This is a genomic window from Duganella sp. SG902, assembly GCF_013376005.1.
Classification (GTDB): domain Bacteria; phylum Pseudomonadota; class Gammaproteobacteria; order Burkholderiales; family Burkholderiaceae_D; genus Rugamonas.
Genome location: NZ_JABMJK010000023.1, coordinates 1 through 13,042, shown reverse-complemented (window position 1 = coordinate 13,042; position 13,042 = coordinate 1). Strand labels below are relative to the sequence as shown.

The 13,042-nt window shown below is 68.4% G+C and carries 11 protein-coding genes; 4 read left to right on the top strand and 7 right to left on the bottom strand.

All coding sequences use genetic code 11. The features are described 5' to 3' along the window. Window positions 1-5 precede the first annotated feature (5 nt). The 3 genes from FHW83_RS28395 to FHW83_RS28385 are packed head-to-tail and all read right to left on the bottom strand — an operon-like array spanning window position 6 to window position 1,447. Window positions 6-563 carry a GNAT family N-acetyltransferase gene (locus FHW83_RS28395; protein WP_176649718.1) on the bottom strand — a complete coding sequence of 186 codons (558 nt, stop codon included), beginning with the start codon at window positions 561-563 and terminating at the stop codon, window positions 6-8. Beyond that, the gene (locus FHW83_RS28390) at window positions 560-1,144 is read right to left on the bottom strand and encodes a helix-turn-helix domain-containing protein (protein ID WP_176649717.1); all 585 of its coding nucleotides are present in this window, start codon (window positions 1,142-1,144) and stop codon (window positions 560-562) included. The genes FHW83_RS28395 and FHW83_RS28390 overlap by 4 nt, the downstream gene beginning before the upstream one ends. Before the next feature lie 42 nt (window positions 1,145-1,186). Continuing rightward, window positions 1,187-1,447 carry a hypothetical protein gene (locus FHW83_RS28385; RefSeq protein WP_176649716.1) on the bottom strand — a complete coding sequence of 87 codons (261 nt, stop codon included), beginning with the start codon at window positions 1,445-1,447 and terminating at the stop codon, window positions 1,187-1,189. A 147-nt stretch (window positions 1,448-1,594) separates the two neighbouring features. Between FHW83_RS28385 and FHW83_RS28380 the strand changes: the two genes are divergently transcribed. Continuing rightward, entirely contained in the window at window positions 1,595-2,665 is a 1,071-nt protein-coding gene (locus FHW83_RS28380; protein WP_176649715.1) for a flavodoxin family protein, read from the top strand. Here FHW83_RS28380 and FHW83_RS28375 read toward each other — a convergent pair. Both FHW83_RS28375 and FHW83_RS28370 read right to left on the bottom strand, forming a co-directional pair. Beyond that, entirely contained in the window at window positions 2,643-4,028 is a 1,386-nt protein-coding gene (locus FHW83_RS28375; RefSeq protein ID WP_176649714.1) for an MFS transporter, read from the bottom strand. The genes FHW83_RS28380 and FHW83_RS28375 overlap by 23 nt on opposite strands. Before the next feature lie 78 nt (window positions 4,029-4,106). After that, on the bottom strand, window positions 4,107-6,938 hold the full coding sequence (locus FHW83_RS28370; RefSeq protein ID WP_176649713.1) for a hybrid sensor histidine kinase/response regulator: 2,832 nt from the start codon (window positions 6,936-6,938) through the stop codon (window positions 4,107-4,109). 112 nt (window positions 6,939-7,050) lie between these two features. On the opposite strand from FHW83_RS28370, the gene FHW83_RS28365 reads away from it, so the two are divergent. Continuing rightward, window positions 7,051-7,680, top strand: coding sequence for a LysE family translocator (locus FHW83_RS28365; protein WP_176649712.1), 630 nt, complete (start codon window positions 7,051-7,053; stop codon window positions 7,678-7,680). A 128-nt stretch (window positions 7,681-7,808) separates the two neighbouring features. On the opposite strand, the gene FHW83_RS28360 is transcribed toward FHW83_RS28365, so the two are convergent. Both FHW83_RS28360 and FHW83_RS28355 read right to left on the bottom strand, forming a co-directional pair. Continuing rightward, window positions 7,809-8,504, bottom strand: a complete 696-nt coding sequence (locus FHW83_RS28360; RefSeq protein WP_176649711.1) for a YceI family protein — start codon at window positions 8,502-8,504, stop codon at window positions 7,809-7,811. A gap of 364 nt (window positions 8,505-8,868) precedes the next feature. Next, window positions 8,869-11,535 carry a M1 family metallopeptidase gene (locus FHW83_RS28355; protein WP_176649710.1) on the bottom strand — a complete coding sequence of 889 codons (2,667 nt, stop codon included), beginning with the start codon at window positions 11,533-11,535 and terminating at the stop codon, window positions 8,869-8,871. Between the two features lie 126 nt (window positions 11,536-11,661). On the opposite strand from FHW83_RS28355, the gene FHW83_RS28350 reads away from it, so the two are divergent. Next, entirely contained in the window at window positions 11,662-12,330 is a 669-nt protein-coding gene (locus FHW83_RS28350; RefSeq protein ID WP_176649709.1) for a glutathione S-transferase family protein, read from the top strand. Continuing rightward, window positions 12,327-12,947 (top strand): glutathione S-transferase family protein, encoded by a 621-nt coding sequence (locus tag FHW83_RS28345; RefSeq protein WP_176649708.1) that lies wholly within the window; start codon window positions 12,327-12,329, stop codon window positions 12,945-12,947. The genes FHW83_RS28350 and FHW83_RS28345 overlap by 4 nt, the downstream gene beginning before the upstream one ends. Window positions 12,948-13,042: the final 95 nt, after the last annotated feature.

Sequence of the window (13,042 nt, the reverse complement as noted above, 5' to 3'; positions counted from 1 at the left end):
GCATTTTACACCGCAAGCTGCTTGTGGAAGAAGGTGGTGCCACAGTACGCGCCGTCCGGCATCAGGGCGTAATTCGGCACGCTGCCGACGGCCTGCCAGCCGGCGCGTTGGTACAGGCGCTCGGCGTCGCCGCCGGTGACGGTGTCCAATACCAGCACGCTTTTAGCTTCCTCGCGCGCGGCCTGGTCGACGGCGGCCAGCAGTTGCGCGGCGACGCCACGGCGGCGCGCGTCGCGGTGCACCAGCATCTTGGCCACGTCCGCGCGGTGCGGCTGGTTGTCGGGCAGGGCGGTGATCAACTGCACGGTGCCGATGATGCAGCCCGCCGTGGTTTGTGCCACCAGCAGTACGCGTTCCTGACGCGCCACGTCTTCCAGCACGCCGTGCCAGAACGCCAGCGCCCTGGCGCGCGGCAGCGGCAGCATGAAGCTGACCGAGGCCCCGCCTTCCACGCAGTCGATCAGCACATCGGCCAGGGCCTCGGCCAGCGGCGCGGCGTGTTCGCGCGCTTCGCCGGCGCTGACGCGGCGCACCGTAATGGTGTCCGTGGCGTGAATGTTCATGAGGTTCTTCTGCCGCTGGGTTGCGAGGTCAGGGCGACCAGATAGCGCGCCTGCTTGCGGGTGGGGTTGTGGTAGACGATGTGGCGGTCGAGCCGCATGGCCAGCGTGTCGCCGGCCTCCAGCCGCCATTGCCGCGCGCCGACGCTGATCTCCATCGCCCCCTCGATCATCCACACCTGCTGGTGGATATCGGCGTTGTGCGGCACGCTGTCGTAGGCCACGCGCTGCCCGGCCGGGAACACCACGTCCACCAGTTGCAGCGGCGAGGGCGCGGCCGGCGACAGGCTGCGGCGCATGTAGCCGGAGCCTGGATCGGTCCATACCGGTTGCTCGGCCACGCGCGCCACCGGCGACGGCGCCTCGTCCGGCGCGCCCTTGTCCTCGAACAGCGCGGCCAGTGCCACGCCCAGCGCGCTGGCCAGCTTGTCCAGCACGGCCGCCGTGGGGCTGCTCTCGCCGCGTTCGATCAGCGAGATGTTGGAGCGGCTGACGCCACTGCGCGTGGCCAGCGCGTCCAGCGAGAGGCTCTGGCCGTCCCGCAATTCCCGCACGCGGCGGGCGATTAAAAGGTTGATGTCCATGGATTTCCATTTTACAGGAAATCCATGTCCAGTAAACTGGAATCAGCGTTTGTCTTTGTCGCTGTTGCGATTGGTGTCGCTGTAGTCGTCGCCGCGCGCGCCGGCCTGGCGGTCGCGGTGCGTCACCGACTTGGCCACCGAGGCGGCGCTTTGCTGGTTGCCGGTCGGCGTGTCGTTGGCCGGGTCGCCGCTGGCGTGATTGCCGCTTTCGGACATGCCGTGCTGCTTGGGATCGTAGCCCTTGTGCGGCATGTTGGCGCCGGGTTTGAAGCCTTTTTCGCTAGGTTTGTTGGGCTGGCTCATGATGTGTCTCCTTTCGAAAAATGTCATGCTAAGCCCGGCCCGTGGATGGGTGAGTAGGAGCACGCGCCGTGGTCTTGTAGGAGTGTGCGTCAGCGAACGGAGCGAGGCCCGGTCGCGTGTCAAGCTCGGGTCAGACATGGAGGTGATATGGCGGAGGTGAGGAAAGGGCAGGCGCCGCAGCCGCTGCGGCGCGAGGAATTCCATTTGCGATTCATGCGATCCTTTGCCGACCCGGCGTTCGAGCCGGTGAGCGAGGCGCTGGCGCAGGTGGAGGAGGTCGCGTGGCGCAACTACGAGTCCGGCCGCAAGGCGCCGCGCACCCAGAAGGCCGGGCCGGAGTTCGCCGATCCCGATTACGATCTGTCGGTCGAATGGAAGGCCACGCGCGACCGCCTGATCGCCGCCCAGCGACGGCAGCAGGATCCGGCCACGCGTTCTCGCGTGCTGCTGATTATCGGCGCCGCGCGCAATGATGGCACCTGCCCCGGCGAGGTCTCCAAGACCTGGCGCATGACGCAGTGGGCCGGCGAGGTACTGGCGCAGGCGGACATCGAGGCGGATGTGCTGGATCTGAGCCTGCTCACCTCCAGCTACGACCTGCACATCCATCCGTGCAAGGGCTGCGTCTCGACCGCCATGCCGCTGTGCCATTGGCCGTGCAGCTGCTACCCCAACCACGCAGAGCGCCAGACCAACGACTGGATGGCGGAGATCTACGAGAAGTGGGTGGCGGCGCACGGCGTCATCATCCTGACGCCGGTGTACTGGTACCAGGCGCCGTCCCCGCTCAAGCTGATGATCGACCGCCTGGTGTGCGCGGACGGCGGCAATCCCGATCCCACCCGCACGCACGGCAAGAAGGCGGCCGAGGCCAAGGCGCTGGAACTGGCCGGCTGGGATTATCCCAAGCACCTGGCCGGCCGCGCCTACGGGCTGGTGGTGCACGGCGACGTGGCCGGCGCCGAAAGCCTGCGTCGCAACCTGTCGGACTGGCTGAACTGGATGGGCCTGATCGACGCCGGCCAGCAGGCCATGCTGGACCGCTATCTGGGCTATTACGAATCCTACGCCAACAGCCACGAGGTGCTGGATCAGGACGAAGCCTTCCAGCAGGAGGTGCGCAATGTGGCGCGCGCGGTGGCCGCCGCCGTCGGCCAGTTGCGCGAAGGGCAGCTCAGCAAGCCCGACGCGGCCGTCAGGCCGGCGCGGCCGAAGTGACCGCCAGCCGCGCGAAGCTGGCCACGCTGGCCACGCCCGCGAACACCGCCGCCAGCACCAGCGCGTACGAGGTGCCGCGCGTGGCCGACAGCGTGAAGCAGTAGGCCACCAGCGCCGCGCCGGTGGCCTGGCCCAGCAGGCGCGCGGTGGCGACGATGCCGCTGGCGCCGCCCGCCCGGCTGGCCGGCGCGCTGCCCATGATGGCTTTCAGGTTGGGCGCCTGGAAGAAGCCGAAGCCGATGCCGCACCACGCCATGCGCCAGCCGATGTCGAACGCGCTCGGCTGCGGCGGCAGCGTCAGCATCGCCACCAGACCCGACGACAGCAGGGCCAGGCCGATGCCGCCCAGCGCGCCGGGCGGATAGCGGTCGCTCAGGCGCCCGGCGATCGGCGCCATCACCGCCACCAGCGCCGCCCACGGCGTCATCAGGAAGCCGGTCTCGATCGGCGAGCGGCCCAGCGTGTGCTCGAAGTAGAACGGCAGCGAGACGAAGGCCAGGCCCTGCGCCGCGAAGGTGCACACCGCCGTCAGCGCCGACAGCGTGAACAGCGGGCGCTTGAACAGGTCGACCGGCAGTATCGGCGCCGCGTGGCCGGCCTGGCGGCGCAGCAGCAGCGCGAACAGGATCACGGTGGCTGCCAGCTCCGGCAGCAGCGTGTGCCAGCTTTGCTGGTGCGCGCCTTCGCCAAAGGTGAGGATCAGCATGCCGAAGGCCAGCGCGTTGAGGATGGCGGTGGGGGCGTCGATGCTGTGGCTGGCGCGCGCGGTGTGCGGCAGCGCGCGCCGTGCCAGCAGCACCGCCGCCACGCCGAGCGGCACGTTGATCGCGAACAGCCAGGGCCACGGAGCGACGGCCAGGATCAGCGACGCCGCCGTGGGCCCGACCGCGAACGCCACCGCCACCACCAGCGAATTCAGGCCGAAGCCATGACCGTGCAGGCGCGCCGGGAAGATGGTGCGCACCATGGCGGTGTTCACGCCCATCATGGCGGCGCCGCCGATGCCCTGGAACAGGCGCGCGATCACCAGCGAGGGCAGCGACCACGCCAGCGCGCAGGCCAGCGAGGCGGCGGTGAACAGCGCCAGGCCGAAGATGCACACGCGCCGGTAGCCGACCACCTCGCCCAGCGCGGCGAACGGCAGCAGCGTGGCCACCATCGCCAGCTGATACACGTTGACGATCCAGACCGAGGCGGCCGGCGTGGTGCGCAGCTGGTCGGCGATGGCCGGCAGGGCGGTGTTGGCGATGGCGGTGTCGAGCGAGGCCATGCCGACGCCGATCGCCACCGACAGCATGGCCAGGCGCCGCGCATCGGGCGGCAGGCCGTCGCGCGCGGCCAGCGCGCTATCAGGTGTGTTCATATGAGATCCGGTGCAAGGTGGAGCGGGTCCGTTATTGTGGCCGAAAACCGCGAACTCTGCTGGCGCGCCCGCCGCGGCTCAGGCGGCGGCCGCGCGCAGGTCGGCGCAGGCCTTGTCCAGCGCCGCCTCGACCCTGGGCAGCATGTCGCGCACCGCGCCCAGGTCGCCGGCGCTGGCGGCGGCCTCCATCGCGTGGCACAGCGCGTGCAGGTGGGTCGAGCTCAGGTAGCCGGCGCTGCCCTTGAGCGCGTGGATCGCCGCCGCCGCCGCGCCGCTGTTGCCGGCCACCACCGCCGCGCGCGCCGTCTGCAGGCGCCGTGGTGCCTCGTCGAGGAAGGCCTGGGTGATGCGCTGCATATGCTTGTGCGACATGCCGGCCAGCGGCATGATGTGCACCGTGTCCGGCGCCATGGTGCGGCGCGGGTCCGGCGGCACGCCGAATTGCCGGTCCAGCGCGTCGGCGTGTTCGGCCGCCAGCCGCGCGGCGTCGGTCGGGCGCAGCGGGCGGCCGCGGCTCAGGTGCTGGGCGATCACCTTCTCCACCTGGTCGTACAGCAGGCGCTCGTCGACCGGCTTGCTGAGGAAGCCGTCCATGCCCACCGCGAGATAGCGCGCGCGGTCATGGTCGCTGGCGTTGGCGGTCAGCGCGATGATCGGAATGTCGGGATCGAGCACGCGGTAGTCCTCGCCGCCGCCGGCGCGGATCAGGCGCGCGGCCTGTTCGCCGTCCATCATCGGCATGCGGCCGTCCATCAGCACCAGGTCGTAGGCGGCGGTGCTCAGCGCGTGCAGCGCCTGCAGGCCGTTCTCCACGATGCGGATGTCGTGGCCCATGCCCTCCAGCAGGGTGCTGACGATGATCTGGTTGGTGCGCACGTCCTCGGCGCACAGCACGCGCAGGCGGTAGGCGTGATGCTCCTTGCGCGGCGGCGTGGCGGGATCGGCGCTGGGCGCGGCGCCCAGCATCAGCGGCAGCGTGAAACTGAAGGTGGAGCCGGCGCCGACCCGGCTTTCGGCCGCGATCGCGCCGCCCATCAGTTCCACCAGCTCCTTGCAGATGGCCAGCCCCAGGCCGGTGCCGCCGTAGCGGCGCGTGGTGGAATGGTCGGCCTGCTCGAATTTGCGGAACAGGCGCGCCAGCGTCTCGGGCGGGATGCCGGGGCCGGTGTCGCTGACGTCGAAGCTGACGCTGGCGCGGCCATCGGCGCCTTGCAACGCCGAGACGTCCAGCCGCACCTCGCCGCGGTCCGTGAACTTGATGGCGTTGCCCAGCAGGTTGAGCAGGATCTGGCGCAGGCGCGTGGGGTCGCCGCGCACGTAGCGCGGCAGGTCCAGCGCCAGCTCGTAGCGCAGCAGCAGGCTCTTGGCGTCGGCCTGCTGCTGCAGGATGCCGACCGCGTCGTCGATCAGCGTGACCAGGTCGAAGTCGACGGTCTCGATCGACAGGCGGCCGGCGTCGATCTTGGAGAAGTCGAGGATGTCGTTGAGGATGGCCAGCAGCGACTCGCTGTTCTGCAGGCCGATGCGCAGATACTCCTCGGTGCGGCCGCGCACCGCCTGGTCGCGCAGCGCGAACTTGAGCATGCCGATCACGCCGGCCAGCGGCGTGCGGATGTCGTGGCTCATGGCCGACAGGAAGTCGATGCGGTGGCGGCTGACCACCTCGGCGTGCTCCTTGGCCTCGGTCAGCTCGGCGGTGCGCTCGTCGACGCGCTGTTCCAGGTTGTTGCGCAGCAGGCGGATCTGGTCGGCCAGCGCGAACGCCAGCAGCACCCCGTCCAGCGTGCCGCCGAGCAGCGTCAGCAATTGCGCGTTGGCCACCAGCGCCGGGATCAGGCCGACGTTGGCCGGCAGGATCAGCAGGCCTGGGATCATCAGCGCCACGAAGCCCAGCACGAAGAAGCGCGCCGGGTAGTAGCCGCGGCGCCAGACCACGATGCCGGTGGCCAGCGCCATCGTCATCCAGATGGCGATCACCACGGTGGCGATGGTGTGGGCGTGGCTGAGCCACAGGAAGCAGCTCGGCAGCGCCGCCAGCGGCAGCACCAGGTTGACGCGGCTCAGCGCGTACAGGCGCGGCGCCGTCTCCTTCAGGCGCAGGAAGGTGGTGTAGAACAGCGTGCTCAATACCGGCAGCAGGAAGAACGGCACGTAATGCCAGTGCAGGTCGTGCCAGCCGAACAGGTCGGCCGACAGGTGGAAGGTCATGCCCCAGGCCACCGCGTAGCACAGCACGTACAGCGAGTAGTACAGCGAGGAGCGCTCGCGCGTGATCGAGTAGATGAAGAAGTTGAACACGGCCAGCGCGCACAGCGCGCCGATGGCGCCGATGATCAGCACGTTCTCCCACGCCACCAGCCGCTGGTAGTCGGCGCGCGGCAGCACCGAGAACACCGGCGTGCGCGCGTAATAGGGGCTGGAGAAGCGGATCAGCACATGGTAGCGCTGGCCCGGCTGCAGGTCGATGTCGCGGCCGTAGTGCAGCAGATAGGCGTGCGGCTGGCGGTAGCCGGTCAGCATTTGGTGGACGCCGCCGTCCTCGTCGTAGACCTGGATGTCGACCATGTCGATCAGCGTGTCGTTCGGATCAATCACCCAATGGGGCTGGCCGCCGTCGTTGCGCAGCTCCGCGTACAGCCAGTAGCTGCCGCCCAGCAGATTGACGCCGGCCGCCGGCCGCAGCCGCGCCAGCATGGCAGGCAGGCCGGCGGCGTCGAGCGGATAGGGCTCGCCATTGTCCACATACAGCTTGCCGCTCCTTGCGAGATCGACGCTGGCATGGTCAAGCGCCACGGTTTGCGCGCGCGCCGGCGCCGTGCCAAGGCATAGCGCGCAGGCGGCCAGCAGCACAAGCAAGGCAAAACGGCGCGCAGGCACGAGGAGGCGGTGGATCGTACTCGCTTTGCTCATTAGTTTTGCGCGCCGGCTATCCGAAAAGGGTGGTGACAAGGTGGTAACACCCATTCTAAACGAGAAATTAACGATTTGGTATGATGGCGCTTTTGCGCCTTAGGAAACCATCTTGCTAATCTCCCCGGAACAATTCATAGGATTTCTCAGCGCCGCGCTGTTGATCACCATCTCGCCCGGCCCCGACAACCTGATGGTGCTCAGCGTCGGCATGTCGCGCGGCCGGCGCCAAGGCATGGTCTTCGGCCTGGGCTGCGCGCTCGGCTGCCTGAGCCACACCGTGCTGGCGACGCTGGGCGTGGGGGCGTTGATCAAGGCCTCGCCGATGGCGTTTGGCGCGCTCAAGGTGCTGGGCGGCGCCTACCTGATCTGGCTCGGCTACGGCGCGCTGCGCAGCCGCGGCGGCGCGCGGGTGGAGGGCGCCGGCTTGCCGGATGAAAGCCTGAGCAAATTGTTCACCAAGGGGCTGTTCGCGAACGCGATCAACCCCAAGGTGGTGTTGTTCTTCCTGTCCTTCCTGCCGCAGTTCGTGGTGGCCGAGCGCGGCGACGCCGGCTGGCAGACCGCGCAACTGGGCCTGCTGTTCACGGCGCAGGCGATCGTGCTGTTTGGCTTGCTGGGCTATTTCTCCGGCGCGGTGGGCGCGTGGATCAATCGCACGCCCAGCGCCGGCAAGTGGATGGACCGCGTGGCCGGCGCGATCTTCGTCGGCCTTGGCCTGCGCCTGATCATCGCACGCTAAAAAAGTTGGTTCGGGGCGCGCGATGTCATCATGGCGTCATGCGCGGCGGAGATACTGTCTCTGCTCTTTCAAGTCTCTCCCGATTTGAAACCTTCAGCCCGCGCCTTACCAAGTGCGCGGGCTTTTTTTTATCTGGCGGTCAGCGTGAAGCGCAGTTCCATCTGGTCCTGCACCGACATGGCGCCGGCCATGACGGAAAACGGCGTCAGGCCGAAATCGCTTTGTTTCAGGGTCACCGTGCCGCTCACGGTGACCGCGCCATGCTCCTCGCGCAGCGTGACCGGGATCGCCAGCGTGCGCGTCACGCCATGCAGGGTGATGGCCACCTTCAGCGGCTGGCCGGCGGCGCCGCGCTCGGCGTGCACGCTCACTACCGGATAGCGCTCGGCGTCCAGCACCTTGGTCAGCATGTTGTGGCGCGTGCCTTCGATGGCGTCGGCCGACGGTTGCTTCTCCAGGCCCGCGATCTGACGCAGGTCCGCTTCATCGATTTTCATCTCGTCGAGGCGGAAAGTGAAATCGGCGCGATTTTCCGATGGCGACACGGTGCCGGTGATGGCATGGCTGGCCACCACGTGGTCATGCCCGAGCCGCGCCAGCACGCCGCCGCGCCGCACCGTGACCACGATCAGCGATTGCGCGCTGTCGATGCGCAGCAGCGGGCCGGCATCGGCGCGGGGCGCCGGCGCCTCAGGCGGCGGTGGGGCGATGGGCGCGGCGGGTGTTGCGGGCGCTGTGGGCGCGGCCGGCGGCGGCATCTGCGAGCAGGCGGCCAGCGCGCACAAGGCGATGGCGGCGGCGAGGGTATTTTTCCTATGCGTCATTTGGCCGTCATATTGTCCAATTATTATCGCTTGCGCTGGCGACAGCGTGCTCCGTTGGCCCCGCATCCAAGCTGGTGCGGGATACCATGCAGCATAGCTCAGCAGGCTGGCCGGTGGCCTGAAACACCGGCACCACTCCCTTCTTTTAAACTTCCTTAATGAAGTTCTAAGCCTGCGCTTGCCGATCGGTGGCAAAGTAGCACCCATAGCGCAAGGTTAAGCCAAGCGCCCGGTTGCCGGACCGATCAAGCCCGGCACAGATTTCGTCCAGCCGGCACGCTAGCCGGCGGCACACCGCACATCCCCACGCTCTCGAGCGTTTTGCGACCAGCATCATCCCACGATGATGCTGGTTTTTTTTTGCCTAGCCGGCGTGCCGCGCCAGCCACGCGTCGATCTGCGGCAGGCGCTTGTTGCGCACCTTGATGCGGTACTCCACCGCGGCGATCGCCGTCCGGGCGTCGCCCCGCGCTTCGGCCGCGAGGTGCTTGCCGGCATAGGCCTGCAGCTTGCCGATCATGGCCGGATCGGCGGAGTGCTTGCCCAGCGCGGGGAAGTAGCGGCTGCGCGAGCCCCCTTCGACCTTGCCTTCCACCTCGGCGTAGTGAGCCTGGGCGAAATCGAAGGCCAGGTCGGGATGACGCACGGCCACGCCGCTGATCATGGCGGCACTCAGCGTGGCGCCCGGTTCATCGGTCAGCGCCAGGTCCAGCGCGCGCCGCGCCAGCGCCTTGTCGCGCGCCGATGCCAGCAACTGATACAGCTCGATGCGGGTCATGTTCGATTGCTCGGCCTTGGCGGCGGCGTGCAACTGCTCCCAGGTGGCGGCATCGGCGCTGGCGGCGATCACGGCCAGCACCGGACGGCGCAGCGCGGCCGGCAGCGCGCCGGCGTCGGTGGCGGAGGCGGCGTAGCGGCGGCGCGCCTCCGCGATCACGTCCGGGTCGCCCATCTTGCCCAGGGCTTCGATCAGCGTCTCGCGCAGATTGGCCACCGGCGCCGCCTCATCGCGCGCCGCCTGCCAGCCGATGCGGGCCAGCACCGGCGCCAGACGCGCACGCGCGTAGCGCTCCAGCGCCGCGCGCTGTTCCTGTTTGCCTTCGTAGTGGTCGTGCAGGCCGGCCAGCACCTGGGCGATCTTTTCCCACACTTCCGGCGCGGCGTCGAGCGGCGTGCGGCTGGTCAGCTCCAGGAAGCCGGCGGCCGGCGCCTGCCCCGACAGGCCCAGCGCCCAACTGTCGGCCAGCAGGCCCAGTTGATCGATCGCGGGCAGCGCGGCGAAGCCCTCGGCCAGCGCCGCGAACGCCTTCGGCGCGTACTGCACGCGGTAGTAGCCGCCCTGGCCGGCGTTGACCAGCACCGCGCCGCAGCCGGGCAGCGTCAGGCTGGCCTTGCCGCCGTTGACCACCGTGCGCGCGGCCGCGCCGCCGACGGTGCGCGCCACCACCGGCACGCGCCAGCGCAACGGTTGCTTGTTCTCCTGATCCTTGCTGTATTCACCCTGCGTCAGCTGGACGCTGGTCTTGCCGTTCCTGCAGGCCGCGTCGGCCACGCGGATCAGCGGCACGCCAGGCTGCAGCGTGAAGTCGTGCGCGATCGCGGTGATCGGCTTGTGCGCGGCCTTCTCGATCTCGCGCCACAAGTCGTTGGAGGCCGTGTTGGCGTAGGCGTGCCGCGCCATGTAGCTGCGCACGCCGGCGCGCCAGGCATCCTCGCCCACGTAGTTCTCCAGCATGCGGATGACCGACTCGCCCTTCTGGTAAGTGATGTCGTCGAAGGCCTGGCTGGCCTGGTCGACGCTGGTGATGCGCTGCACCACCGGGTGCGTGGTGGCCAGGGCGTCGCGCTCCATCGCCGTTTCGCGCGTGCCGACCGCGCGCAGGCTCCAGTTCCATTCCGGATGCAGGCGATTGGTGGTGCGCGACTCCATCCACGAGGCGAAACCTTCATTCAGCCACAAATCGTCCCACCAGGCCATGGTGACCAGATCGCCGAACCACTGGTGGGCGATTTCGTGCGCGGCAAACACGAAGGTGGTTTCCTTGTCCGACTGGGTGGCGGTGCGCGGATCGAGCAGCATGCCGAATTCGAAGGTGAAGATGGCGCCCCAGTTCTCCATCGCGCCGAAGGACTGGCTGCGGCCCGGCGCGGCGATGTTGTCGAGTTTGGGCAGCGGGTACTTGACGCCGAAGTAGTCGTTGTACTCCTTCAGCACCGCGCGCGAGGTGTCGAGCGCGAACTGCGCCTGCGCCAGCGCGCCTTTCTGCGTCACCACGCCCAGCTCCACGCCGTCCTGCATGGCGGTGGCGCGGTCGAATTCGCCCAGGCCGAAGAACAGCAGGTAGGTCGACATCTTGGGCGAGGTGGCGAAGCGCACCAGCTCGCGGCCGTCGGCCAGCTTGGTGGTCGCGCTGACCGGCATGTTGGAGATGGCCGTTTGCCCGGCCGGGATGGTCGCCTCCAGCGCGAAGGTGGCCTTGTAGGATGGCTCGTCCCACGATGGAATCATGCGGCGCGCGTCGGCCGCCTCGAACTGGGTGTACAGCGCGCGCTTTTTCGCGCCGCCGTTGTCGTAGTCGAGCGAGAACAGGCCATACGGCTGATTGCCGATCACGCCGGTGTAGTCGAGTTTGAGCTGGTGGCTGCCCGGCTTGAGCGCCTCGGCAAAATGGAAGGTGGCGGTCTGGTTTCTGGCGTCGACCTCGATCTTGCTGGCCGCCTGCGCCGGCTTGCCCGGGCCGGCGCTGATGGCGGCCGCGCTGAATTTGAGGTCGGCGGCGTTGAGCGTCAGGCTGCTGGTCGGCTGCTTGACCTCGAGCGCGATGGTGACGCTGGCGCTGAACGCGCCATTGGCCGCGTCGGGCGTGAGCGAGACCGCGTAATGCGTCGGCGCGACGCCGCGCGGCAACTGGGTGGTGACCTGCCTGGCCTGGGCCGCCTTGGGTGCCGGCGTGGCGGCGGCCAGGGCCGGGGCGCCAGCGGCCCAGCCCAGCATCGCCATGACGGCGAGCGAAATCAAACTGCGTTGCATGCTTATCCTTTTTTTATCGTGAGATGCCTGATGGGCAAGCGTGCAATCTACGGCGAAGCGCATGCGCTGTCAAATCCCAAATGGGATTATGATCTGGCCACGCCCATCACTACAAAAGGCAGAGACATGATTGATTTATACACCGCCGCCACGCCCAACGGCCACAAGATCTCGATCGCGCTCGAGGAACTGGAGCTGACCTACACGCTGCACGCGCTGGACCTGGCGGCCGGCGAGCAAAAGGAGCCGTGGTTCCTGGCGATTAACCCCAACGGCCGCATTCCGGCCATCGTCGACCGCACGGAGGACAACTTCGCCGTGTTCGAATCGGGCGCCATCCTGATCTACCTGGCCGAGAAAACCGGCGAGTTGATGCCGACCGACTTCAAGGGCCGCTCGCGCGTGCTGCAATGGCTGATGTTTCAGATGGGCGGCATCGGCCCCATGATGGGCCAGGCCAATGTGTTCCACCGCTACTTCCCGGAGAGGATACAGCCGGCCATCGACCGCTACCAGGGCGAGAGCAAGCGCCTGTTCCGCGTGCTGGACGCGCATCTGGCGCGGCACGAATACCTGGCCGGCGAGTACTCGATCGCCGACATCGCCAACTGGGCCTGGGTGCATACGCATAACTGGTCCGGCGTGACGGTGGACGACCTGCCGCACCTGCAGCGCTGGCTGGCGGCGATCGCGGCGCGGCCGGCGGTGCAGCGCGGGATCATCCTGCCGCCGCGCGCCGAGCGCGCCGATCCCGCCACCGTGCGCACCATGCTGGAGACAGGGCAATCGCGATGAAACTCTACACCTCCGTGCGCGCACCCAATCCGCGCCGCGTCGCCATGTTCATCGCCGAGAAGGGCCTGGCCGATATCGAGCCGGTCATCATCGACCTGAACGCCGGCCAGCACCGCAGCGCCGAATACCTGGCCCGCAATCCGTTCGGGCGCGTGCCGGCGCTGGAGCTGGACGACGGCCGCGTCTTGTCCGAGACGCGCGCCATCTGCAGCTGGCTGGAGGGGTACGCGCCCGAGCCCAACCTGATGGGGGAGGGCTACGATGAACGGGCCTTCATCGAAATGACGGACCGGCGCGTGGAGCTGCATCTGTTCTACGGCATCGCCAACTTTGTGCGCCACACCCATCCCGGGCTGGCGGTGCTGGAGCAGCCGCAGTTTCCCGAGTATGGCAAGGCGCAGGGCGAGAAGATGCGCGAGACCGCGCGCTGGCTGGACCAGGTGCTGGCCGCGCAGCCTTTCGTGGCCGGGCAGCGTTTCACGATCGCCGACATCACGGCGTTTTGCGCGCTGGAGTTCGCGCGCGGCCTGATGCGCTTCCGGCCGGCGCAGGAGGGCATGCCCCACCTGCAGGCGTGGCGCGACAGGATCGCCGAACGGCCCAGCGCCGCGACCTAGCGTCATTCCCGCGCAGGCGCACTGCTGTCCGGAATAAATTTGCTTGAATAAGCCTGAAGGTGTTGCAGGTATTGGTTAACGGGCGTATACCCGTA

What these genes read in the sequence shown, in the direction of transcription:
- FHW83_RS28395 (WP_176649718.1), bottom strand. Translation starts at nt 563, where the DNA reads ATGAACATTCACGCCACGGACACCATTACGGTGCGCCGCGTCAGCGCC.
- FHW83_RS28390 (WP_176649717.1), bottom strand. Translation starts at nt 1,144, where the DNA reads ATGGACATCAACCTTTTAATCGCCCGCCGCGTGCGGGAATTGCGGGAC.
- FHW83_RS28385 (WP_176649716.1), bottom strand. Translation starts at nt 1,447, where the DNA reads ATGAGCCAGCCCAACAAACCTAGCGAAAAAGGCTTCAAACCCGGCGCC.
- FHW83_RS28380 (WP_176649715.1), top strand. Translation starts at nt 1,595, where the DNA reads ATGGCGGAGGTGAGGAAAGGGCAGGCGCCGCAGCCGCTGCGGCGCGAG.
- FHW83_RS28375 (WP_176649714.1), bottom strand. Translation starts at nt 4,028, where the DNA reads ATGAACACACCTGATAGCGCGCTGGCCGCGCGCGACGGCCTGCCGCCC.
- FHW83_RS28370 (WP_176649713.1), bottom strand. Translation starts at nt 6,938, where the DNA reads ATGAGCAAAGCGAGTACGATCCACCGCCTCCTCGTGCCTGCGCGCCGT.
- FHW83_RS28360 (WP_176649711.1), bottom strand. Translation starts at nt 8,504, where the DNA reads ATGACGCATAGGAAAAATACCCTCGCCGCCGCCATCGCCTTGTGCGCG.
- FHW83_RS28355 (WP_176649710.1), bottom strand. Translation starts at nt 11,535, where the DNA reads ATGCAACGCAGTTTGATTTCGCTCGCCGTCATGGCGATGCTGGGCTGG.
- FHW83_RS28350 (WP_176649709.1), top strand. Translation starts at nt 11,662, where the DNA reads ATGATTGATTTATACACCGCCGCCACGCCCAACGGCCACAAGATCTCG.
- FHW83_RS28345 (WP_176649708.1), top strand. Translation starts at nt 12,327, where the DNA reads ATGAAACTCTACACCTCCGTGCGCGCACCCAATCCGCGCCGCGTCGCC.